Source organism: Cytobacillus purgationiresistens (assembly GCF_030813235.1).
In the GTDB taxonomy this organism is placed as follows: Bacteria; Bacillota; Bacilli; order Bacillales; family Cytobacillaceae; genus Cytobacillus; species Cytobacillus purgationiresistens.
In genome coordinates, this window is record NZ_JAUSUB010000022.1 from 1 (window position 1) to 22,240 (window position 22,240).

The following is a 22,240-nucleotide window of genomic DNA, read 5'->3' on the forward strand; positions in this document are numbered from 1 at the left end:
TTAAGAACGATTGGAGATAGAAAGCGTTGTATTTCTTGTGCAAAAAGTGTCAGTTCACTAGAGATGATAGGATTCATAAAAAAACACCATCCTTTCTAGTAAACTTCTTACGATAAGCATAGCGTTTTTTTATTATTGGAGCTATAGTTTTTACTTAGCTTGATGGGCATGTGGCTGTACCCATTCTTTAAGAGATTTAGCTAAAATTATACTTTTCGGACAGCCCCTTTTTACCCCATAGGCAATGGCAAATTTATTTATTTTCATTCTTTTTAATATAAGTCTTAATCATTTTGATAAGTAAAATAAAAACATAACCAAAAATACCTAAACATAGTAAAATTATGGCTGTCGTTAGCATAAATTCACCACCCTATCAATTCCAAGTTAACTTCATAGTTCCTTTACTATTAATAGTAGTTTCCATTCTTACTGTTGTAGTGGCTATATGAAACCATGCATTACTAAAAATATCAGCTTTGACTGATGAATTTATTTCTGCTGGATAAGAATTAGTTGATGTAGCCCTAGAAATATTCAAACTAGGATTAGAAAATTTTACAAATACACCCCAATAATCATGTGCCCTTGCATTTGACATTTTCCATTGGGAACCAGATTTACCTACATCAAATTTATAACTCATACCATGAGTACCCCAATTTACCTTTGAAGTCCATACCCCAACTGATGCATTATTCGTGCTACTTCCAAATGTAGTTATCTCGTCAGAAGGAACAAAAGATGATTCTACAGTAATTTCATTTCCTTCAGAATCTACAAAAACTTCTGTAGTAGAAAAAGGTTTGCTCAAATCCATTGTGTTCAAATTCTCTTCAAAGATTACTCCTTCATCAGTTAATAAAGTTGGTTCTGGGGATTTTTCACCTTCTTCATTCCCCATTGCAAAAGAATTACCTAACATACTAAAGAATACAAAACCACACAACAAAACGCTAGAAAGAAACTTCAAAATTATCACTACATTTAGAATATTCAATTATTATTATACAGTACTTTTTTACTATTTAAAAGAAGTTTTTTACATTTTTTCTTCTAATTGGAGATTATTTTTTTGGTAGTTTAAAATATTTATAATAAGTTACTCAAACTTCGCAGACTGAAATCGACAAATAAGCCTTGTTATAGTTAGGTAGGCCTGCAATCTATTGTTGAAGTTGACTTTTAATTAGTTTTTGGATTTTCTTATTTGTCTTTTTTTTTAGGGTATCTTCACATGCCCATCAAGTTAACAATCAATATATACCCAAAAACGAAAAATATGAGCTTTTATTTCTTAGCTTGATGGCTATGCGCTTTATCCCCTTTTCGATTTTTTCAAGCGGCAAGGTCTTTTCAGCGGTGTCAGGAATGTGATCACCAGTGCAATAACCGCTAAAATCGTCATGAAGTAGTATGAGTCACTTGAGGCAAAAATTGATGCCAATGCTGTAATTCCTTCTGTTACGCCTTGAGATGTTAAATCACTGCATAGTCTGTTGCTTTTGATGTATAAATTGTTACGACAATCGCTGTTCCAATCATTTGTCCCCACAACTCAAAAGAAATTAATTTAGTATCTCCTGATGGGTGTCGAAGAGGGTTTTTATTCTTAATCTTTGAGTACGGAAAAAAGGAAGTATAGAATTCGAAAGTCATATGTATTCCTAATTCTATTTACTTATTTCACCAATTTAATCAGTATTTAGTTCTTCTCATTACTACGAGCTCCTCTTTTTCATTTAAGTTATCTACCTGAATGTGACATACGAAAAGGCAATCTAAGCTTGAATACACCGAGTAGTAACTTGCCTCTCTAGATATGAACAACACATTCTAAGAGTGCAACTGTAATAACAAATTCAAAAAATATTGACAACTAATCAAGATGGCTATAAAATAATTGAGAATGATTATCGTTATCGAGTACATAGGCACGATATCAAACACATCATAAGAAGATAAGAAAGGATAAGAAAATGAATAAAAAAAGGACGATCTTATTACTATTATTACTTGTTTCAACTGTTATGTTTGCACTAATTGGTTGTTCAAACCAGTCCTCAACTGATACTGAATCGAAAGAGACTGAAACATCCACTTCTCAAGAGGCCGAATCTGAATATCCAATTGTGATTAAACATGCTTTTGGCGAAACTGTCATTGAAAAAAAACCTGAACGAGTGGCTACTATTCAATGGGCGAACCATGATGTCGTGCTTGCTCTTGGTGTTGTACCGGTAGGCTTCTCAGCAGCGAACTTTGGAGTTGAGGACGACAGCGGCCTTTTGCCTTGGACAACTAAGAAATTAGAGGAACTTAGCGTAGACGAACCAAACGTATTTCAAGATACGGATGGTCTTGATTTTGAAGCCATCTCAGATAGCAATCCTGATGTCATTCTTGCCTCTTATTCGGGAATAACAAAAGAAGATTACGACATTCTAAGTAAAATCGCACCGGTTGTGGCTTATCCGACGTCACCTTGGACAACTTCATGGCGTGAACAAGTTATGCTTAATGCAACAGGAATGGGCATGGAAGCAGAGGGCAAACAGCTAATTGATGATACAGAGAACTTAATTAAGGAACAAACCGTTAAACACCCTGAAATGCAAGGCAAAAAAGTAGCATGGGTAAACTTCTCAGCGAATGATATGTCTGGATTACATTTGTATACACCTGCTGATCCTCGTGTTTCTTTTCTAAAGGAATTGGGCATGGTTTATCCTGAAAGTATTACAGATATGATAAAAAACGACACCGATTACTCATTACAATTAAGTGCAGAGAACGCTGATGTTCTTAGCGATGCGGATATTATAATTGGATATGGTGATGAAAGTTTATATGAAGCCGTTAAAGCGGATTCACGTCTTGGTCAAATTAAGGCAATCGAAAGAGGTTCTGTAGTGTTCATAGGTAATAATTCAGCTTTAGCAGCTTCTGGAACACCTAACCCGCTTGCAATCTCTTATACTATTGATGAATACGTTGAATTAATCGGCACAGCGATTGATAAAATTGATGAATAATATGACTGAAAAGGCAAAAAAGCCAAGCATGCATCTTCCAAAACATTTTACTAAAGTACTAGTTATTTCTTTAGTTTTACTTTGTATATGCCTGCTGGCTTCTTTGGTCTTAGGATCCCGACTGGTGATATTGGATGACCTAATTGCCGGTTTGTTTTACCCAGAAATTGAGTCATACGAAGCAAGTGTTGTTCGCGAGCGGATTCCAAGGACCGTTTTTAGTTTATTTTGTGGAGCCGCCCTCGGCATTTCTGGTGCACTTATGCAGTCTGTTACGCGAAACCCGATCGCCGATCCAAGTATATTAGGCGTTAATACAGGTGCGGCTTTGTTTGTTGTTTGCGGAATTGCATTTTTAAACATCAGTACTGCTGCTCAATATATATGGCTAGCGATCGCCGGCGCTATGATTACGGCAATTTTTGTTTACGGAATTGGATCGATGGGGCGTGCAGGTGCAACGCCTCTTAAGCTTGTCTTAGCAGGTGCGGCCACAAGTGCAGCTCTTTCTTCCTTAGTCAGTGCCATTATGCTATCGCGTTCCTATGTAATGGATCAATTCAGATTTTGGCAAGTGGGAAGTGTCGGCTCGGCTAACTGGAGTGACATTCTCACTTTCCTCCCATTTCTGGTCATTGGAATCGGGTTGGCTATTATGTCAGCCTCGGCTCTCAATGCTTTGGCGCTTGGGGATGAAGTTGCCATCGGACAAGGGGTTCGTACAGGGACACTAAGGATTGTTGCAGCTTTTGCAGGTGTTATATTATGTGGAGCTGCAACTGCACTGGCGGGTCCGATCGCCTTTGTTGGACTATTAGCCACTCACGTTATGCGACTTTTACTTGGTCCCGATCTACGCTTTGTCATCCCGATGTCAGCTATTTCAGGTGCAATTATATTGACGATATCCGATGTTAGCGGCAGGCTGATTGGCAGCCCAGGCGAGCTGGAGGCAGGCGTTGTTACAGCGTTTATAGGTGCTCCTTTATTAATTGTACTAGCCATAAAAATGAAAGTGCGATCATTATGAATAATACTAATTTAATTACAGTAATTAAAGATGGCAGGCGTCAAAGGCGCCGTCGATGGATAATTGTTAATGCTTTGCTGGTGGTGATTGCCTGCATACTTTGTGTCGCCATGCTTATGCTGGGAAGCACAATTTACCCAGTCCAAGATGTAATCAGGTCTCTAATGGGAGAATCGCATAATGGGGTGTCTTTTGCGGTGAACACTATCCGCCTGCCAAGAATGGTTGCAGGTCTTTTTGCTGGATTGGCGTTTGGAATTGCAGGTAATACGTTCCAAACCATGCTGCGCAACCCTCTAGCAAATCCAGATATACTCGGAATCACCGCGGGCTCAAGTGTTGCAGCTTTGTTTTGTATTCTCATTTTGCATACAAGCAATATCGCAGTTTCTATAGCTTCAGTAGTTGCTGGACTTATTACAGCCGTACTGATTTTTATCTTCTCCAAAGGTAAAACGTTTTCTGTCGGACGTTTAATTCTAGTTGGTATTGGTATGCAAGCCATGCTTAGCGCACTGATTTCCTATCTGCTGATGGTAGGTGCACAAGAAGATATACCTACCGCACTCAGATGGCTCAGTGGAAGTCTAAATGGGGCTCAATTGCCCACACTCCTTCCTCTGATAATCACGGTGTTACTCTGTGCCCCTATTGTAATTGTGCTCGGAAAACATCTAAGTATATTGGAGCTGGGAGAACAATCCGCTACCTCACTTGGACTGAATACAAACATGACTAGATTATTGCTAATATTGAGTTCTGTCTTTATGATTGCTATTGCTACTTCCGCCACTGGGCCAATCGCATTTGTGGCTTTCCTTTCGGGGCCAATCGCCAAAAGGCTAGTTGGAGTTGGCTACTCGAACGTTATTCCAGCTGGCCTTGTTGGTGTAAATTTAGTTTTAGCAGCAGATTTGATCGGACAATTTGCTTTTGAAGTTAGATATCCAGTCGGCATTATCACTGGCTTGCTAGGAGCGCCATATTTGCTCTACTTACTCATCCGCATGAATCGAAAGGGTAGTTTATAATGAAATTAACACATCAGTTCCAAACCGAAGAAATTGTAGCCGGATACGATAATAAAACGATTCTCCATGGTTTAAACGTTGATATCCCTAGTAACCGAATTAACGTTATCATTGGGGCAAACGCATGCGGAAAGTCGACACTGTTAAAAACCATGGCAAGATTAATTAAACCGCTATCAGGAAAAGTCATCCTGGATGGGAAGTCGATTGACAAGATTCCTCCAAAACAGCTAGCTCGAGTTTTAGGAATTCTTCCTCAATCCCCCATTGTTCCAGAAGGCATTTCAGTCACTGATTTAGTTGGACGAGGAAGATATCCGCATCAATCCTTGTTCAGTGGATGGACTAAGAAAGATTATAAGGCTGTTGCCGAAGCAATGGAAATTATGAATATCACAGAACTTGCCAACCGAAATATTGATGAGCTTTCTGGCGGACAAAGACAACGCGTCTGGATTGCGATGGCCTTAACGCAACAAACTGACATTTTATTTCTTGATGAACCGACCACTTTTCTAGATATTGCCTATCAAGTTGAAATACTAGACTTGTTAACAGATCTTAACCGGAAATACGGAACTACCATTGTCATGGTTCTTCATGACATAAATTTGTCCGCACGATACGCAGATCATATTTTTGCACTCCGAAAAGGAAAGCTTATTGCTGAGGGAGAACCATCCAAGGTAATTACAAGCAAATTAGTTAAAGAAGTTTTTGGGCTTGATTGTACTGTGATAGCGGACCCCATTTCACAATCACCCTTAGTTATACCGAAAGGACGTTATCATGGTCATAAGGACAGTAATCGTTAAATGAAGACGCCAATCTTATTTGGCCAAGTTGTATGAGAAAAAGAAAAAAAAAGATGCTTGCCTCCTTCTCATGAATCATAAGGAAGGAGGCAAATTTTTTGTTTATTAACACCATAACTAGGAGCCAAGGAATCATGCTGTTTTACCCTCAGTGCTTGTTTAGTAAAGACCCTATGTATTAAGTTTAATTAAGTAGAAATAACCGGAAATTAATAAGATTACCAATCTTACCAAAGCTATCAACTATTAATCCTATAAAAAACCCAAAAATAAAATATGCATGTTAGTACCCGTAATACTTCAAATGGTCTATACCAAAAAACATAACAACAAAAAATACAGATAGCACGAGAATATAACGGGGGTATTGATTCAAACAAAACTTCAATTTCACACCATAATTTGAGCTAACTTATGATTTTGGTTTTAATTCATGAGAGGCCTCCGAATAGATGTATTTGTCCTTTTTAGCTGGCCAGCTTCGGACACGTTCATCTTAGCAAGAGGCCTTTTTCTATTCGAATTTCATTTTCAGTTAATACAAGTATGCTGCCCATTTAGCTTAATAAAATGGCTGTTGTTTTGTCGTGTCAAACAGAACTGGCTTAGAAAGTTACATAAAGCTTAATATGCCGCTAAAAACCTGCCTTGTGAGTTCTTTAAATCACAAAGTTTTATCGCAATCAAATACATCAACCAAATCTTCTGTTATTGCTTGCCTTCCATTACGTAGTTTGTAAGCCCGCCTTCCATCCCCATTAAACGTGACATTAGGGATGGATAGACATTTAATGCTGCTCCATTACAAAGGATCTGTATTTGCTTTTCATCTAAATATTTCCTTAGTTTTTCTAATGCTTCAAAGAAGTTTGCGCTTGTAAAATTCAGTTGTTTTCCATTGAATTTCAACTTCAATAAGACCCTATCTTCATTTATCTGGTGCTTCGTCATATAGTTCAAAGAATTCCTCTGTTTGCCTTCCATCTTCCAATTGGAACTTAATTCATTTCATTTCTTTAGACAAATTACACACCTCTGTCATTTATATCAATAATTCACCTACTTAAGCCAAACTGCCCCGTTTGCAACATAAGAAAAAGCGATCCACTGTTATGAAGAAACGCCCCCTATAGCAAGGATAATTCTTAGTTGACTGAAACTACGCGGTTATCAGTTTATCCATTAACAGGCTAGATTGTTGAAGAACAAGAAGGTTTTTTGAAAGATAAGGTCGAACTTCTATTTAGACGAGTTCCTTTTAAATCATTATGAACACAAGGGTGAGGTATGATATGGAACGAAATTCATTAATTAAAAAATTTGATAAACAAGCAAACAAATATAGTAAACGCCGAAACAATAACCATGCCAACAAGTTTCGCAAACAAATTTTTCAAGATGCTGAAGGAAAGGTATTAGAAGTTGGCATTGGCTCCGGACTAAATTTCCCCTTTTATAAGGGAGATATTGAATTGACAGGTGTAGATTTTAGTATTGAAATGTTAAAGACAGCTGAAGATGCTGCAAAAGATTATCTTTTTCAAACAATATTAATAGAAGGAGATGTTGAGTCTGTCGATTTCAATGAAAATACTTTTGACACGATTGTCTCCTCCGCAACCTTATGTGCCTATCAAAACCCCCTTAGTGTATTAAACAAGTTTCAAAAATGGTGTAAGCCTGAAGGAAAAATACTTATGATGGAACATGGAATTAGCACAAATAAGTCATTAGCTTGGCTACAAAATACGTTAAATCCCTTGATATTAAAATTTATAGGCTGTCATCAAAATAGGAACATCATTGAAATTGTAAAGAAATCTAATTTGAAAATAATTAAAAACGAGCGTCATATAGCTGGTTATTTATATTTGATATGGGCCGAACCGTAAGAATTTTTTCATTCTTACTTTTTGGAGCATTTTTTACGACAGAGCCCAACTAGACTTTTAGCTTCTTCCATTAACCTCCCTCAATAAACAATCACTTATCTCTTGCTTTCACTGCTATTCTTAATATTACTTCTTTGTCTAATCGCAAAAGATCTTAAAGTATATGAAAGACAACAATCAAACATCATTTCAAAGGAAATGAGCGCAAAAAACTATCCAACCTTCTGTTTTTTTAAAGAGTTGGATAAATAACTATGTACGCACCAATACATATCTTATGGAGGTCAACCCTCCAAAGTCTCACAGAGTCTATGCTCTTACATTCCTTCGTTCAACCTTTCCATAAGGTGGATGGCGGTCCCTGCTGCCCTACAGGATCTTATTGTCCTTACTTAGTTGCGTTACCTACTAACTAACCCCTAAGCTGATTTTGTCTGTTCAAACGCCAAGTCCATTGAGTAGCATTTGGGCATCTCGGGCAAAACAACATTCTGATGGTGTATAAATAAACTAGAAATCGTTCCAAAGATTGATTTCATTGGTACACCCCGCTCACCAATTATTTTTGTTTTTATAAAAATAAAATCACTTTTCAGAATAAAGTAAATATATTTCGTTGAATAATCTTACGAATTGCGAAATTATTTTCACTCACATAAAAAAGCTCCAATTTTTATTGGAGCCCCTTATATATCTTACTTCTAATTTTTTGGTGATCCATATTATATTCAGTGTGTTCGTTTCACTTTTATAAAAAAATTGAGATCGTTTTCTTTTGAACCTAAGACGATTAGATCAAATACGCATTGACAGGATACTTTCTCAAAGTTTATTAATACTCAAGAGAAACCTCATATAGCTGATGCGTATACGTATTCTCTTCTTGAAAAGAGTACGTTATCCAAACTTCTAACATGAACCTTGCCAATTCATAGCAGGACCCTTACATTGCCAGCCTATCCAACCAATGCTGCGGTCTCTCCACATAGTCTGGCAGCTTCGTCTCTCTATTGCCTCTTGCCGAATTTACTTGTGATTGCGTAAGGAAAATACATTCAGTCAGGTTGGCATTTCGCAAGTCAGCATCTCTCAGATCAGCTCCTATAAAGTCAGCTTTTCTTAAATCCGCATAGCTTAAGTCAGCTGCAATGAACAGCTTTCCTCGCAAATTCGCTCCTTTTAAATTTGCTTTTTTCAAGCGTGCTCCTATGTAGTCAGCTCTTTGAAGTTCTTTCATATTTTTATTCTTTTCTATCGTTTCTTTGCGCACAAGTTCACTTGTTTTAGTAAGATACTCATTCACAATGGATCGATGAACGGCAATTTCAAATTGTAAGATCTCTTCAGGCAGAGCATTTGTTAATTGTAATGTCTCTTCATAAATTGTCTTTAAATTACTGTGAAGAGATGACGTTTCCTCTACATTCATTGCTTGTCTCAAATAATAGAGCATTTCATGTAGTTGCTGTACGATTGGGAAGACGGAGAACATCAGATTCGCAGCCTCTGGATGTGCCCTCCATTCTTTTCCTTTAAAAATAGTTTGAGAAACATGCTGGCCTGCACCAAAGCATTCGTAGGATACACAGCCGCGAAATCCTTTCCCTCTCAAGTCGTCATGAATACTGCAGCGATTGTCGGTACATAAATGACGACAAGGTTTGCCACCGTCTTTATTAAAAGCGAAATCCGCTGATTTCGCATAAGGCAAGGCAACACAGCATAATCCAAAACAGTTGCTGCAATCCGATTTTAAATAGTCACTCATAATAACCCTTCCTACTTACATTCTCTTATTCTTCCTTGATTAGTTCTTTACCAGTTTCCTCACATATGCAATTTGCCCAATATGATAAGCGTTATGTGTGGCTGCATTAGAAATGATTCCCCACCAATCTGTTTTCTCAGGAAAACCATTTACCTCTGATTCCAGCTGCTCTTCAGTAATAAGATCCTGCCAATCCAGCAAGATCTTTAATAATTGATCTTTTAGCGCTGAAAAAGGTGTATCTTTCGGCAAAATGAAACTATCATCATTATTTTCAATACGGGAAACTGCGTTCACATGATTCTTTTTATATCTTTTTTGCCAAACCTCATTCCAATAGATTAGATGCTGCACGATTTCTGCGATACTATGACTTGAATCATCAGGCTTCCAAAATGCAGTTTCCTCCGTCACTCCTTCTACTGATTCCTGAAATGAGATATACCAGCTCGTATCATTTGCATTCGCTAATAATTGGTCTAACAATACTTCCTTCACATGCATCATTGTTACTCATCCCCTTGTCTGTTCTACACATTACATTCTTTTTAGAAGAGAGAAATTCCTTTTTTTCGTTATAATTCATCGATTTAGAGGATGTTACATACATACTATTGAATAATATAGTAAAGATTGAAAAAGGAGGAATTTAAAATTGCAAACTGACACTACCGAAAAATTACAGTTGCTAGAAGAATCTATTCAAACATATGTTAGGCCAGATACTTTCCCTTTGGCTATTCGGGTAATGAAAGAGAACGAGACTCTGCCTGAACGTGTAAAACAACCTTTTACCGACTTTGGTAAAACATTTAGTATCTGCCAAGCGGTTACCATGGCACGAAGGTATGGCTGGGCACTCGCCATGGGCAATAAGGATCTTTCCTGTCCCATCGCAAAAGTCGCTTTCGGTTTTGAAAAAGAACTAGATTACTATACTGAAGGGAACTTAACCGATGGCATGTATACAAAAACCTGTGATGCAGGGGCGTTGACAGAGGCAGCGGTTCCTAAATTCGCACAAAATGAAGCAGGAACCGTCTTAATCGCTCCCCTTAACCGAACGAGCTATCAGCCCGAAGTGATAACAGTCTACGGGAACTCCGCCCAAGTAATGCGCATGGTTGCTGGTGCCCTTTATCATACAGGCGGCGAAATTACTTCTACTTTTACGGCAAGAGCAGATTGCGCCGATATCGTTATTAAAACAATCCAAACAAATAAGCCGCAAGTGATTCTGCCATGTTACGGAGATAGAGTATTTGGACAAACCCACGACCATGAGATGGCCTTTGCTATTCCATTCTCCATGGCTGATAATTTTATGGAAGGTCTTCAGCAAACACATAAAGGCGGCGTACGCTATCCAATTCCAACTTATCTTCAATATGAAGCAACCTATCCAGAGACCTATGAGAAACTGAATGATATGTTCGACCGCTGAGGAAAAAGCTTGGGAGAAGAGATCCCAGGCTTTTTTCTAGCCGTCGCACCTACTCTTATCAAGCCCCCTCAAAGCTCTTCCCAACCTCGCTTCTCAAACAAATATTTGAATATTTATTCTTTTCCATTCAATCGATCGATTATGGATAACCTTGGTGTTTTATGGTACGATGGATGGCAGAATAGGAAGTGATTATGCATGATACAAATTCAAATACCAGCTCCGGATATTGTTGTGTCAAAAAGAAATCAAGGTGGAGAGCGTACAGAATCTCCATTAAGCAACACATACGGCTTTACTGATTATCATAAAATCCCTCGTGATAAAGGTGGCATCATTCTATTTTTTGATGCGAATGAAGACCTTCTTTTCGTAGGTAAAGCCCGTAAGTTAAGACAACGTGTGAAAAAGCATTTTGAAGACAATGTCTCTCCAATCAAAGATCATCGCGATGAAGTGACAAAAATTGCTGTACTCTTCGTTGAAGATGCAATGGAGCGGGAAATTTACGAAACCTACATTATTAATAATTTGGAAGCAAAATATAATATTGAAAAGGTTTTTTATAAGTAATCATAAGAAACGGCCTACACTTTAGTGCAGGCCGTTTCTTTATGATCAAAGACGAGGAGTGCCAACTATTTTAAGCGGGATATAAAAAACTTCAGATTGCATAAGGAAATAAATTTTGCAGGAAAAACAGACTTCGATAGAGAATAATCTACCTATTACTATAATAGGATGGTGAAAAAGTGAAAGCACTCCTAGTTATTGATGTGCAAAATGGTATCGTTAATCTTGGTGATTTCAAAGAAGAACTTTCATTGATTGAAAGGGTAATTAAGGATTTCAAAGAAAATCGTAGTCCTGTAATCTTTATGAGGCATATAGATGAATCGGAAGAAAGCCCAATGCATAGGAGTTCTGTTGGTTCTGAACTGCATAGTTCATTAAAAGACTATGCTGACAATGTACTGGAGAAACATACGCCCAGTTCATTCTTCAATACTGAACTCTCTAGTACATTAGAAAAATTAGGTGTAAACCATCTTTTTATTACTGGCTTTGAAACTGAGTTTTGTTGTATGTTTACAGCTATTGCCGCATTTGATAGAGGATATAAAGTGACATTTCTTAAAAATGCAATGGGAACTGGAAATACTGCTGAAACATACGATATGCAAGGTTTAGACATTAATGATTTTGTAGGAAAAGTCCTTAAATGGTCGGATGCTATTGAAGTATTAGACTATGATAAGTATGTTGAAAAATATAAAGCTGAGAAAACCATTTGAGAAAAGTGATATGTTCTTTCATCCTTTTTCTTGTGAAAATGGGTTTGTTTGGGATTATTATCTCTTAATTAACCCCTTCTCTCCTACATTCGAGCTCCGTTTGGGATTAATATTACTTAATTATTCCCTTCTCTCCTTATTTCGAGCTCCGTTTGGGTTTAATATCACTTATTTACTCCCTTCTCACTTGAAAATGAGCTTTGTTTGGGATTATTATCGCTTATTTACTCCCTTCTCACTTGAAAATGAGCTTTGTTTGGGATTATTATCACTTATTCACTTAAAAATGAGCTTTGTTTGGGATTAATATCGCTTAATTAACCCCTTCTCTCCTACATTCGAGCTCCGTTTGGGATTAAAATCACTTATTTATCCCCTTCTCACTTGAAGGAATTATTTAAGCAATCCTCACCTCATTATTTGTAGTCCGCCTCAAAATTCACAACACAATAAAAAACGATCATCTAAAAGATGATCGCTCATTAGTCAGCTGACTTGTTATTTTTCCCTTTTTTAAAACGATACGCTAGGTATGCAATGTAAAGTGGCGTCGCTATATAGATTAAATATGGATATGCTCCATAGGTCCCTTTATATAGTACAAATAGAAGACAGCCGAGAAATACTGTCACAATTGTTCCATATTTCGGCAGTGGAACATCTTTAAAGCTTGGGATTCTAATGCGGCTGATCATGAGAAAACACAGTGCAGTAAAGACAAAGGTTGTAACAATATTTGGCACCCAATCTCCAAGCAATGTAAGAATCGCTAATATTCCACCGGCAGCTGTAATTGGCACTCCGATAAAATAATTCATGGATTGCTTTGGTGTTCCGACATTAAACCTTGCTAATCTAAAGGCACCAAATAGCGGGAATAACCCTGAAATGGCAAGTCCGATCAAACCAAATTGATAAAAGTATGTATAATATACTAAAAAGGACGGTGCTACACCAAACGTAACGATATCAGCTAATGAATCCAATTCTTTTCCCAGAGTACTGTCAGCTTTCAGCATTCTTGCTGCTCTTCCGTCCATGCTATCTAACATCATACCAATAATAATTAATATGGCTGCATTGTTGTATTGACCATGGGCTGCAAATCCTATTGATAAAAACCCGCAATACAGATTTCCAAGTGTCAGCATGTTGGGGATCATCTTAATAAATTTCACGCCTACTCATCACTCTCTTCTCTATATGTCATCATTACTTATGTAAAGAGGGAAAAAACCTAAACAACTTTTGTCTAGGTTTAGGTTCCTTTTATTATATCACTTTATGTCATAATGTTAATCATTATAAGTGATAAATGTCTAAATAATTCCTTTTTCCCTTAACAACCCTAGATTTAATTCTTTTCCTAACACTTGTTTTATAATCATTTCAGTATGTTCTCCTTTTAATGGAGGAGGCGTGGAGGAAGCTCCCTCTCTATCCGCAAAAGACTTCGCATGCTGAATATTATTTACATCTACGATTGATTCTCTATCTTTAAAATAGGAAAACTGTGCCAGCTCATCAATTTCCAGGATTGGCGTCATACAACAATCTACAGTTTCACTAAAGGATATCCACTCAGAAAAAAGCTTTGATTGAAAGAGCTTTTCCACTTCAGTATAGATTTCATCGGTTGTTTTCGCATTATAGTAACCCATCCACTCTGCTTTATCTGCCGCTTGACAAAAATTACGCCAGAACTTCTCTTCAAGTGCAGCCAGTGCGATAAATCGGTGATCCTTTGTCTCGTAAATAGCATAGTTGATAATCGAACCTGACAGCACATCTACACCATTCGTCACTCCCGCTGCTTGATTCATGACCAAATGATTGCCCATCATTGAAGTCATTACATCTGTGATTGCGATACAGTGATAGCTCCCTTTCCCATTGACTCCTCTCGAAACCAGCCCGGCTAGAATCCTTTCACTAGCTGCGACTCCACCAATATAGTCAGCCATAGTATGAGATGGATGGATTGGTTTTCCATCGCTATCTTTTAATTGAGCCAGCATACCGCTTAATGCCATATAATTTAAATCATGACTCCCAAAATGCTGTTGCTTCCCGCTATTTCCGTAGCCAGTTAATGAGCAATAGACAAGTCCAGGATTCATTTCTGCCACTGAATCATAATCCAGACCAAGCTTTCTCATGACTCCTGGTCTAAAGCTCTCAAGAACAGCGTCAGCCTCAGCAATGAGTTTTTTAGCGATATCCCGGCCTTCGATTGTTTTTAAATTTAATGTCATGCTTTTTTTTCTATGGTTATTTGCCAGGAAAACGATGCCTGTTCCTTCTAACTGCACATCAAGTGAACGAGCAGGATCTCCTCCTGGTGCCTCAATCTTAATGATCTCTGCACCAAGCTCAGCTAATCTCATTGTTGCATATGGCCCTGGTAAATAATTTGAGAAATCAACAACCTTAATACCTTCAAGCATAATTACCCCTTCTAGTTTAATTATTCTGTTATTATACTTTCCATTTGCTTTCTTAACAGAAACTTTTGAATCTTACCGCTCGCATTTCTTGGTAAAGCCTCGCAAAATATATATTTGCGCGGGCGTTTGAAGTTGGCAAGCTCCTCACTGGATTTGCATAATTGATCAAGCTCTTCCTCGGTTATATTCGAATCCTTTTTCACAACGAATGCGGTAACAAGCTCTCCCCAGTGATCATCGGGCTGACCAAGAACGGCCACGTCAAGAACGCCTTCATGGGAATGAAGCACATCCTCAACCTCTCGCGGATAAATGTTTTCACCGCCGCTAATAATCATGTCGTCCACACGATCCTTAACGTACAGGAAGCCTTCATCATCTAAGTATCCGATATCACCTGATAGGTACCATCCATCAACTAAGGCATTTTTACTCGATTCTTCCCGATTGAAATAGCCCTTCATCATGCTTGGACCTCTCACAATGATTTCTCCTGTTTCGCCAGCAGGGACAACATTATTTGGATTTGACGGCCCCTCTTCATTTGGGACTACAATGCGAATTTCATGATTTAAACAAGCCTGCCCTGCAGAACCTGATTTGCATATTTGATCATCATCCCCTAGGAAAGTAATGGCTGGACCCATTTCCGTCATACCGTATGCTTGAACTAGTTTTACTCCGAGTTTCTCACGGCAGGCAAAGATTAGGGCTGGCGCCATTGGTGCGGCTCCGTATAATCCTGTATCTAAGCTTTCTAGGTTATATTGATTCAAGTCTTCTTGCAAAAGCATGTTCCACATTGTCGGGGCTGCAAATAGCTTTGTTATTTTCTCATGATGAATAAGTTCCAGCACCTTCTTGGCATCAAACTGATGCAGGATGGTATTTTTCGCACCGATATGCACTCTCGGCAAAAAGGCACAATGAAGCTCTGCACAATGGAACATAGGTGCTGTCACTAATCCATTATCGCGGGAATCATATTTCACTGCATTGAGAACGACCAGACTTTGTTCAGCCATGTCCCGATGGCGATGCAATACACCTTTGGGACGGCCTGTCGTACCGCTTGTATACATAATGGCATAGATATCCTCAGCTTGGACATCCGCTTCAATATTAGTACTTGGCGCTGCTTTTACTTTTTTATGATAGTTATTTGCATAGGCTGGGGTATGTTCATCAATAAACCAAAACGCAATATGCGGAAAACGATCTGCGATAGGTCTGATACCGGATTCCAGTGACTCTTCAAAAATAACAACCTTAGGCTCCGCATCTTGTAAAATAAAGGCAACTTCTTCTGACATCAGGCGGAAGTTGATCGGATTAAAGACTGCACCAATGCTTGCACAAGCAAAGTAAGCGGTTGCAAGCTCTTCCGTATTATAGAGATAAGTAGTTACTCTGTCCCCTTTTCTCACGCCTTGCTGCAGCAGGGCATTTGCCAGCTTATTCACTTCCAAGCTCCATTCTCTATACGTAAAGCGAAGATCCTTTCTCACATCATATAAGGCATCCTTGTTCGGGAATTTGCTAACTGTCAAGTCGAATATTCCAGCAATTGTCATTGTCATCCAACATACCTCCAACCAATCAATTATTTTAATCTATACATCTAATCTTTCAATAATTGTCGCGTTCGCCATGCCATGTCCTTCACACATCGTTTGCAGTCCGTACTTCCCGCCTGTTCTTTCGAGCTCGCTCATCATCGTTAACATAAGCCGCGCACCACTTGCTCCCAGCGGATGACCAAGGGCAATCGCACCGCCATTTGGATTGAGCTTTGCTGGGTCTGCACCCAGATCTCTTAACCATGCCAACGGGACAGAGGCAAAAGCTTCATTTACTTCGAATACATCGATATCATCAATTGTTAATCCTGCTTTTTCCAACACTTTTTCAGTTGCAGGAATAGGGCCAGTAAGCATTAGAGTAGGATCCGATCCCACGACTGTTCTCGTCAAAATTTTGAAACGAGGCTTCAGTCCAAGCTCCTCTGCTTTTTCTCTGGACATGATCAGTAGCGCCGCTGCTCCATCACTAATCTGACTTGCGTTGCCTGCATGAATAACCCCCTCTTCTTTAAAAACCGTTTTGAGTCCGCCGAGCGCTTCTAAATTAGTCCCTTTACGCGGACCGGAGTCCTCCGTCACCATTACCTTTTCACCGTCTTTATTCATACCCTCAATTGGAACAATTTCATTTTTAAAATTACCGTTCTCTTGTGCATACAAGGCTTTTTCATGACTCTTTACTGAAAACTCATCCAGCTCTGCCCTAGAAAAACCGTATGTCTCTGCAATTCTTTCCGCAGATAAACCCTGATGAATAATCTCATGCTGGCTTGTTAGTTTCTCGCTGAACTTTACACCTTGATAACTGGAACCAATAGGAATTCTTGACATGCTTTCTACCCCGCCAGCAATCACAACATCCATATCGCCTGCAAGGATCGCCTGGGCTGCAAAATGAACAGCTTGCTGACTCGATCCGCACTGACGATCAATCGTCGTTCCTGGCACTTCTATTGGGAAACCCGCTATAAGGGAAGCAACTCTCGCAATATCACCTGTTTGCTCTCCAATTTGCGAAACACATCCCAAGATAACATCTTCAACAATGGCAGGGTCGATTCCAGCACGATCCACCAATGCTCTTAACACTTCACCAGCTAAATCATCCGGGCGGATATCCTTTAATAATCCATTCCTTCTGCCAACTGGACTTCTAACTCCTTCTACAATGACTGCTTCGCGCATTGTTATTCCTCCTATAACCCCATATTTTTTGCAATGATCGTTTTCATAATTTCATTCGTTCCTGCATAAATGCTGGCTACCGGAATATCGCGATACCTTCTGGCAATCTCGTATTCTTCCATGTATCCGTAGCCGCCATGGAGCTGCATACACTGTGCTGCGATGTCGCGCGCATTTTCTGTCAGCTTCCATTTTGCCATCGAAACTTTAGTGACCACATCCTTTTTGTCCATATGGTCGTCAATAAGCTGGTCAAGAAAGGCACGCCCCATTTCAACGTCTGTAGCCATTTCTGCGATTTTAAATTGGGTATTTTGGAACCGGCTGATCGATTGGCCAAATGCCTGCCGTTCCTTAACATAATCAATTGTAAGCCCTACCATTACTTCTGCTGCCACTTGAGCGGTAATTGCTACAACGAGTCGTTCCTGCTGCAGCTTTTCCATTAAGTATTTAAAGCCCTTGCCTTCTTCGCCAATTAAGTTCTCCTTGGGCACTTTGCAATCCTCAAATATTAATTCAGCTGTATCTTGGCAATGAAGGCCCACTTTATCGAGCTTGCGCCCCCTCGAGAAGCCTGGCGCATCTCGCTCAATGGCTAGCAGGCTGATTCCCCTATGCTTTGGCTGTGCATTAGCATCAGTTTTGCATGCAACTATGACAAGATCAGAGTGAATGCCATTCGTGATGAAGGTTTTTGCCCCATTTACGATATAGCGGTCTCCTTCAAGCCTTGCTGTAGTTGCAATTGACGCAAGGTCTGAGCCTGTTCCTGGTTCTGTCATTGCAATGGCAGTAATGATTTCACCAGTTGCGCATTTTGGCAGCCATCTTTCCTTCTGCTCGTCCGTACCGTAAGCAGTAATATAAGGAACAACAATATCATTATGGAGTCCAATTCCTACTGTACCTGAACCGACTCGTTCAATTTCTTCATTTATAATGACTGAAAATCCCCAGTCTACACCGCTTCCGCCGTATTTCTCATCAATATCTGGGCATAAAAAACCTTGTTCCCCCATCTTTCTCCAGAATTCTCTAGGAATGATGCGGTCTTTCTCCCATTGATTATAAAAAGGATAAGCCTCTTTCTCTAAAAACTTCCTTACTGACTTTCGGAATATTTCATGGTCATCTGTTAAATATGCTGCTGTCATAGGTATCTCCTTTCTATTATTCTTTTATATTGTACAATATTTTTCGAACATTTAGAAAGTTAAATATTAATTTTTTATACAGGTCAAAAGATGCGTCTCAGGTCTGAGAGGAAAGTCAATCTCAAGCTACTTATCTACTTAATTCAATCTTGATACCATTAAATTACAAACTCAATGTAAAGAAGGTATATGGTCATGGAAAAGAAAATTTATTTATTATTAACAGATACTGGCACATGGTTTACAAAATGCATCAAATTATATACTAAGAAAACATTTAACCATGCTTCCCTTGCATTGGATCATCAGTTTAACCACGTCTATAGCTTCGGTCGCAAACGACCCCATAATCCTTTCATTGGTGGCTTTGTGAAGGAAAATATTCGAAGCCCCTTCTTTCATCATACTAAATGCGCCATTTATTCTTGTTCCGTTTCAGAAGAGCAGCTCCAGCAGATAACTAATTATTTAGAAATCATCGATACTCAAAAACATAAATATCGTTATAATCTACTTGGCTTATTTGCCATCATATTTAATAAAAACCTTGAACGACCACACGCTTTCTTTTGTTCTCAATTTGTCGCAACCCTTTTAGAGAAAGGAAAAATTACTGGACTTACAAAGCCAGCATCTCTTATCACCCCCCATGATCTAATACAGCTGCCACAACTAGAAGTCATATATGAAGGAAAACTGTCAAACTATATCCATTCTCTTGATGAAGGCAGGAAAGGAACTAGCCATTTAAAATTAGCTTTATAAGATTTTATTCGCATCATTTATGATTCTATGATAATATTTAGACGTCTAAATAAATTCTATACTGAATAGTTCTAATATTTTTTGGAAAAAGTATAGAGATTATTTTTGACCAGATATGAAATGGAGGCATAAAAAATGGGAAGATTACAAGATAAAATAGCGATTATTACAGGTGGAGCGTCCGGGATAGGTGCAGGAATGGTTGATTTATTCAGCAGCGAAGGCGCGACTGTAATCGCAGCAGATATTAATGAAGTTGCATTAGAAAAAGCTAATGCAAAGCCAAATGTTGTAGGTATGAAGCTAAATGTTTCCTCGGATGAAGATTGGCAAAGACTTGCGGAAGAAGTAATTAATCGCTTTGGCCGTATTGATATATTAGTAAACAATGCAGGGATTTCCTCTGAAACGCCTTTCTCTGAAATCTCAATCGACGAATGGCAAAGGATGTCTTCCATCAATGGATTTGGTCCATTCGCAGGAATGAAAGCCGTCATTCCTGCGAATGGAAAAACAACAAAAAGGGTCAATCGTTAATATCTCATCTTATACCGCTCAAGTGGGTATGGGATTAAACGCATACACAGCTTCTAAAGGTGCTGTCCGCGCCATCTCAAAAGCAGCTGCTGCCCAATTTGGCCACTCAGGAATTCGTGTGAATGCGTTGTTCCCAGGTATCATAAATACGCCGATGACTAAAGGACTTGAAACTTCAGGCCAAGTATTGGAACAATTACTTGCAATGACTCCATTACAACGCTTGGGAGAGCCAGAAGACATCGCCAAAGCTGCATTGTACCTTGCTTCTGATGATGCTTCATTCGTAACGGGTGCTGAGCTTGTCATTGATGGCGGGTTTACTGCACATTAATTCAGCTTTGTGATTTCGGCTATATAATGGCTATTTTAGTCGATATCACTTTGTGCATTTAACATTTCTATGTAACCAGCTTAAAACACACCGAAAATATATATTTTCGGTGTGGAATTTTTTCTAGATGAGAGTACAATCACTACAATTCTGCAATATAGAATTGCTTCCATTTATGATATGATGAAATGAGATTCAATAGATAGAAAGCAGGGTTAATATGAAGGATCAGACAGTATTTGAACTCATACATACAATGGAAAAGGTAACAAATCGGCTAATCATTCAATGGAACCAATCATTTAATGAAAACCTTGGGATTTCCCATGTTTTACTGCTTAGTCAATTAAAGAATAATGGTAAGAGCCGACCGATAGATTTAGCTAAAAGTCTTGGAATTGCCCCCCCATCTGTGACCCACCTTACTGAAAAGTTAATGAAGAAAGACCTCATTATTCGCGTAGCAGACGATAATGACAAACGAATCTCATATATGGAAATAACCGAAAAGGGAATAAGCATTCTCAACAAAGCGCAAGGAGAAGGCTACCTGCTTCAGAAAAAAACGTTTGAAAAGCTCTCAGAAGAAGAAAGAAGCCAAATGTTGAATGTTTATCATAAATTGAATCAGATTTTAGATTAATCTTGACTGTTTTTCATCGCTCTAAACACTCTATAGCCTAGCTTATCGCCATATTGATAAGTCAGAACATAGTGATCTTCAAGAATTTCATTGATTTCTTCATTCCCCTTTAATGTATAGGGGGTTTGCTGTTCACTCTCTTGCGGAAGCTGCTGATTGATTTCATTTATGACGGTATTCGATTTTATTACTTCCACTGTCTGAAAACCTGCCGCTGATAGAGCACTCTTCCAATCTTTTTCTGTAAGCATGGCCTCCATGTGATAAAACTCGAGGAAATCCTGCTCCTCTTCTGTAGAAAATGGCGATTCCTTCGTCATTTCTATTAAAAATAGGGCTCCATCATCTGTTAATACTCTTGAAAACTCTGATAAGGTTTTATCTATATTCGTGAAAGCTGTAACAGATTCTGAAATAATATAATCAAAGGTTTTTCCTTCAAATGGAAGATTCTCTATATTACCTTCTCTCACGGTGATTGAATGGCCAGCATGCTTTGCTTTCGCCTCCGTAATTCTTACCATTTCAGGATGTTGGTCGATTGCCTCAATATCACAGCCAAATAGTTCTCCCAACAGTATCGATGTCTCACCAGCACCGCATCCAGCATCAAGTAATTTTGATTGGGAGGATATTTTCTCTTTTGAAAAAATTTCTTTTGTCAACTTTATCCCGCCAGGATGGGCAGCACCAATACCATAATAAGCCAATGCATCCTCATATGAATAACCCACACACATCTCCCTTTCCCATTTCATTCTTCATTTTATGAGTAAGTGTTACTATATGATACTTGCTAAAACAATGATTTTATAACTTCCGCATCAATAATAGGCTAGTACCTATTCATTTTTCAATGAGGGACATACTCTGTTATTGACAGTTATTTTTATTTGCTTTGGAGGTGTATATATTGTCAGGATATAATCATTACGAGCGTTGTCGAGGCGGTATAGGAAGACCAGTGGAAGTTAGAATGCATGACGGCAGAATTCATCGCGGAATTATTGATCGTGTTTCCCGTGATAGAGTCTACCTCCGTCCTATGGGTAGAAATTATGGCGGTTACGGTTATTGGGGCTGGGGATTTGGTGCAGGATTTGCGTTTGGAGCCATTGCAACCTTAGCATTTTTACCACTTTTTTTCTGGTAATCCGACAGGCATTAAACGAAAATCCCAGAAATGCTGGTTTCCACATTTCCGGGATTTTTGGTTTATGACAAATGCGGATGCACTGTTCGCAAGTTCACGCTTGAGTTTTTTGAAAACTCTTCAGTA

At 38.7% G+C, this 22,240-nt stretch carries 22 protein-coding genes and 1 pseudogene; 12 read left to right on the forward strand and 11 right to left on the reverse strand.

The window, feature by feature from the left end:
- Nucleotides 1–376 precede the first annotated feature (376 nt).
- Together J2S17_RS20165 and J2S17_RS20170 are read right to left on the reverse strand one after the other, a co-directional pair.
- Entirely contained in the window at nucleotides 377–925 is a 549-nt protein-coding gene (locus J2S17_RS20165; protein ID WP_307477569.1) for a hypothetical protein, read from the reverse strand.
- 554 nt (nucleotides 926–1,479) lie between these two features.
- Nucleotides 1,480–1,659, reverse strand: a complete 180-nt coding sequence (locus J2S17_RS20170; RefSeq protein WP_307477570.1) for a hypothetical protein — start codon at nucleotides 1,657–1,659, stop codon at nucleotides 1,480–1,482.
- Between the two features lie 320 nt (nucleotides 1,660–1,979).
- Between J2S17_RS20170 and J2S17_RS20175 the strand changes: the two genes are divergently transcribed.
- From J2S17_RS20175 to J2S17_RS20190, 4 genes are read left to right on the forward strand one after another with little or no spacing between them, the layout of a single operon-like run.
- Nucleotides 1,980–3,035: an iron-siderophore ABC transporter substrate-binding protein gene (locus tag J2S17_RS20175; protein ID WP_307477571.1), complete on the forward strand. Its 1,056-nt coding sequence runs from the start codon at nucleotides 1,980–1,982 to the stop codon at nucleotides 3,033–3,035.
- Nucleotides 3,028–4,065, forward strand: a complete 1,038-nt coding sequence (locus J2S17_RS20180) for a FecCD family ABC transporter permease (RefSeq protein ID WP_307477572.1) — start codon at nucleotides 3,028–3,030, stop codon at nucleotides 4,063–4,065. Before J2S17_RS20175 ends, J2S17_RS20180 begins: the two co-directional genes overlap by 8 nt.
- Nucleotides 4,062–5,096 carry a FecCD family ABC transporter permease gene (locus J2S17_RS20185; RefSeq protein WP_307477573.1) on the forward strand — a complete coding sequence of 345 codons (1,035 nt, stop codon included), beginning with the start codon at nucleotides 4,062–4,064 and terminating at the stop codon, nucleotides 5,094–5,096. The genes J2S17_RS20180 and J2S17_RS20185 overlap by 4 nt, the downstream gene beginning before the upstream one ends.
- Entirely contained in the window at nucleotides 5,096–5,911 is an 816-nt protein-coding gene (locus J2S17_RS20190; protein ID WP_307477574.1) for an ABC transporter ATP-binding protein, read from the forward strand. The genes J2S17_RS20185 and J2S17_RS20190 overlap by 1 nt, the downstream gene beginning before the upstream one ends.
- 708 nt (nucleotides 5,912–6,619) lie before the next feature.
- On the opposite strand, the gene J2S17_RS20195 is transcribed toward J2S17_RS20190, so the two are convergent.
- Complete coding sequence (locus J2S17_RS20195; RefSeq protein ID WP_307477575.1) at nucleotides 6,620–6,862, reverse strand: hypothetical protein; 243 nt, start codon at nucleotides 6,860–6,862, stop codon at nucleotides 6,620–6,622.
- 341 nt (nucleotides 6,863–7,203) lie between these two features.
- Between J2S17_RS20195 and J2S17_RS20200 the strand changes: the two genes are divergently transcribed.
- Entirely contained in the window at nucleotides 7,204–7,803 is a 600-nt protein-coding gene (locus J2S17_RS20200) for a class I SAM-dependent methyltransferase (RefSeq protein WP_307477576.1), read from the forward strand.
- Nucleotides 7,804–8,746: 943 nt separating this feature from the next.
- Here J2S17_RS20200 and J2S17_RS20205 read toward each other — a convergent pair.
- The gene (locus J2S17_RS20205) at nucleotides 8,747–9,571 is read right to left on the reverse strand and encodes a pentapeptide repeat-containing protein (protein WP_307477577.1); all 825 of its coding nucleotides are present in this window, start codon (nucleotides 9,569–9,571) and stop codon (nucleotides 8,747–8,749) included.
- Nucleotides 9,572–9,610: 39 nt separating this feature from the next.
- Complete coding sequence (locus J2S17_RS20210) at nucleotides 9,611–10,078, reverse strand: DinB family protein (protein WP_307477578.1); 468 nt, start codon at nucleotides 10,076–10,078, stop codon at nucleotides 9,611–9,613.
- Nucleotides 10,079–10,226: 148 nt separating this feature from the next.
- On the opposite strand from J2S17_RS20210, the gene J2S17_RS20215 reads away from it, so the two are divergent.
- The 3 genes from J2S17_RS20215 to J2S17_RS20225 all read left to right on the forward strand — a co-directional run bounded on the left by J2S17_RS20215 (nucleotide 10,227) and on the right by J2S17_RS20225 (nucleotide 12,310).
- Nucleotides 10,227–11,015: a DUF169 domain-containing protein gene (locus J2S17_RS20215; RefSeq protein ID WP_307477579.1), complete on the forward strand. Its 789-nt coding sequence runs from the start codon at nucleotides 10,227–10,229 to the stop codon at nucleotides 11,013–11,015.
- A 198-nt stretch (nucleotides 11,016–11,213) separates the two neighbouring features.
- A complete protein-coding gene (locus J2S17_RS20220; RefSeq protein WP_307477580.1) occupies nucleotides 11,214–11,588 on the forward strand; it encodes a nucleotide excision repair endonuclease in 375 nt (124 codons plus the stop codon).
- A 179-nt stretch (nucleotides 11,589–11,767) separates the two neighbouring features.
- Nucleotides 11,768–12,310, forward strand: coding sequence for an isochorismatase family protein (locus J2S17_RS20225; RefSeq protein ID WP_307477581.1), 543 nt, complete (start codon nucleotides 11,768–11,770; stop codon nucleotides 12,308–12,310).
- 482 nt (nucleotides 12,311–12,792) lie between these two features.
- Here the strand turns inward: J2S17_RS20225 and pssA are convergent, their stop codons facing one another.
- The 5 genes from pssA to J2S17_RS20250 form a co-directional block, all read right to left on the reverse strand.
- On the reverse strand, nucleotides 12,793–13,488 hold the full coding sequence (gene pssA / locus J2S17_RS20230) for a CDP-diacylglycerol--serine O-phosphatidyltransferase (protein WP_307477582.1): 696 nt from the start codon (nucleotides 13,486–13,488) through the stop codon (nucleotides 12,793–12,795).
- Nucleotides 13,489–13,629: 141 nt separating this feature from the next.
- Nucleotides 13,630–14,757, reverse strand: coding sequence for a CaiB/BaiF CoA transferase family protein (locus tag J2S17_RS20235; protein WP_307477583.1), 1,128 nt, complete (start codon nucleotides 14,755–14,757; stop codon nucleotides 13,630–13,632).
- A gap of 20 nt (nucleotides 14,758–14,777) precedes the next feature.
- Complete coding sequence (locus tag J2S17_RS20240; protein ID WP_307477584.1) at nucleotides 14,778–16,337, reverse strand: fatty acid--CoA ligase; 1,560 nt, start codon at nucleotides 16,335–16,337, stop codon at nucleotides 14,778–14,780.
- Between the two features lie 33 nt (nucleotides 16,338–16,370).
- The gene (locus tag J2S17_RS20245; RefSeq protein ID WP_307477585.1) at nucleotides 16,371–17,525 is read right to left on the reverse strand and encodes a thiolase family protein; all 1,155 of its coding nucleotides are present in this window, start codon (nucleotides 17,523–17,525) and stop codon (nucleotides 16,371–16,373) included.
- An 11-nt stretch (nucleotides 17,526–17,536) separates the two neighbouring features.
- Complete coding sequence (locus tag J2S17_RS20250) at nucleotides 17,537–18,682, reverse strand: acyl-CoA dehydrogenase family protein (protein ID WP_307477586.1); 1,146 nt, start codon at nucleotides 18,680–18,682, stop codon at nucleotides 17,537–17,539.
- A gap of 195 nt (nucleotides 18,683–18,877) precedes the next feature.
- Here J2S17_RS20250 and J2S17_RS20255 point away from each other — a divergent pair, with 195 nt between their 5' ends.
- From J2S17_RS20255 to J2S17_RS20265, 3 genes and pseudogenes are all read left to right on the forward strand, one after another.
- Nucleotides 18,878–19,447, forward strand: a complete 570-nt coding sequence (locus J2S17_RS20255; protein ID WP_307477587.1) for a hypothetical protein — start codon at nucleotides 18,878–18,880, stop codon at nucleotides 19,445–19,447.
- 135 nt (nucleotides 19,448–19,582) lie between these two features.
- Nucleotides 19,583–20,318: pseudogene (locus J2S17_RS20260) on the forward strand (SDR family NAD(P)-dependent oxidoreductase).
- Nucleotides 20,319–20,538: 220 nt separating this feature from the next.
- Complete coding sequence (locus tag J2S17_RS20265) at nucleotides 20,539–20,961, forward strand: MarR family winged helix-turn-helix transcriptional regulator (RefSeq protein WP_307477589.1); 423 nt, start codon at nucleotides 20,539–20,541, stop codon at nucleotides 20,959–20,961.
- On the opposite strand, the gene J2S17_RS20270 is transcribed toward J2S17_RS20265, so the two are convergent.
- On the reverse strand, nucleotides 20,958–21,695 hold the full coding sequence (locus tag J2S17_RS20270) for a class I SAM-dependent methyltransferase (RefSeq protein ID WP_307477591.1): 738 nt from the start codon (nucleotides 21,693–21,695) through the stop codon (nucleotides 20,958–20,960). The genes J2S17_RS20265 and J2S17_RS20270 overlap by 4 nt on opposite strands.
- 179 nt (nucleotides 21,696–21,874) lie before the next feature.
- On the opposite strand from J2S17_RS20270, the gene J2S17_RS20275 reads away from it, so the two are divergent.
- A complete protein-coding gene (locus tag J2S17_RS20275; RefSeq protein ID WP_307477692.1) occupies nucleotides 21,875–22,114 on the forward strand; it encodes a hypothetical protein in 240 nt (79 codons plus the stop codon).
- The last annotated feature ends 126 nt before the right edge of the window (nucleotides 22,115–22,240 follow it).